Source organism: Streptomyces fildesensis (assembly GCF_016107395.1).
GTDB lineage: Bacteria > Actinomycetota > Actinomycetes > Streptomycetales > Streptomycetaceae > Actinacidiphila > Actinacidiphila fildesensis.
In genome coordinates this window covers 1-1135 of sequence record NZ_JAAIKO010000132.1, presented here as the reverse complement: position 1 = coordinate 1135, position 1135 = coordinate 1, and the positions used below count along the sequence as shown (strand labels likewise).

The 1135-nt window shown below is 70.9% G+C and carries 2 protein-coding genes; both read right to left on the bottom strand.

Translation table 11 applies throughout. From position 1 onward, the window contains the following. Positions 1-515 (bottom strand): ferritin-like domain-containing protein (locus tag C6N31_RS42230; RefSeq protein WP_307811614.1); only part of this gene is annotated, 515 nt, incomplete at its 3' end. Next, positions 512-1135: ferritin-like domain-containing protein (locus C6N31_RS42225; protein WP_198359619.1), on the bottom strand; the 624-nt coding region annotated here is incomplete at its 5' end. The genes C6N31_RS42230 and C6N31_RS42225, both read right to left, overlap by 4 nt.

Here is a 1135-nt window from a genome sequence, read left to right as displayed (position 1 = left end):
TTGGTGATGGCGGGCTTGCCGGCGCCGGTCAGGACCGCGTTCCAGGCTTTGGCGTGGTCGGCGTGCTGGGCCATCGCGGTGGTGACGAACGTGGCCACCGCGGGGGGCACGGTGCCGAGCTTGCCCGCCTTGGCTGCGGCCAGGGTCGCTTGGTAGGCGCCCACGGCCTGGTTCTCCAGCGCGGTGGCCAGCGCGACGACCTTCAGGTCCCCGGTGTACTGGCCGCTGCCGGATGCCGCTCCGGAGGACGACGGCGACGCCGACGAGCCAGACTTCTTGTCGCTGCTGGAGCAGGCCGCCAGGGCCATGGCGGCCGCGACACCTCCGGCGCCGAGCAGGAAGCGGCGGCGCCCCAGGTTCGTTCGCTCCGCTGTGCGGATCTCCTCGGCCAGGTCGACGGCGCCGGCCCGCATGGCGGGCAGCGTCTCGCGGTGGGCTTCGTCCATGTCGCGGGTCAGTCGGGTGAGTTGCTGCTCGCTGATCTGCAGTTCCCAGCCGTCGTGTGCAGTGCTCACTTCACGGCTCCTTCGGAGATCGGCGAGGCGTTCTTGGTCGGGTAGAAGGCGTCGGGGAACCCGACGCTGCCGGCGGCGGCGGGCAGTTTGGCCGCGTCCGTGGGGATGGCGATGAGGTCGGGGAGGTTTCCGGCCAGCAGCGCCTGGACGGCCAGCAGTGTCGCACGGTGCTGAGCCTCGACCGGGGCGACCGAGGCGAAGAGCTTGCGCAGTTGTGCGTCGCTGACCTGGCCGACGTTCTTGGTGTAGGTCTGGGCGGCGACGTCCTCCAGCGTGATCGCCAGCGCGACCACGTCGGCCGGAGTTTTGATGGTGGGCAGGGCTTCCTTGACCACGGCCGCGTACTTGGGGTCCGGGCCGGTCTGGGCCTTGCCGCCCGCCTGGGTGGCGGCGGCGTTGAACGCCTTGGCGTGGGCCTGGTGCTGGGTGGTGGTCTTGGCGATGAACGCCGCGACCGTCTTGTTGCCGTCCTTGATGAACGGCAGCCCCGCAGCGGTCTGGTAGACGCTGATGGCCAGATTCTCCAGAGACGCCGCGGTCTGCAGCGCCATGATGTCGTCCGCGGTGGTGGCCGAGGCCCGCACGGAGGACAGCACTGCCGCTGCCCCCGCCACACCGGC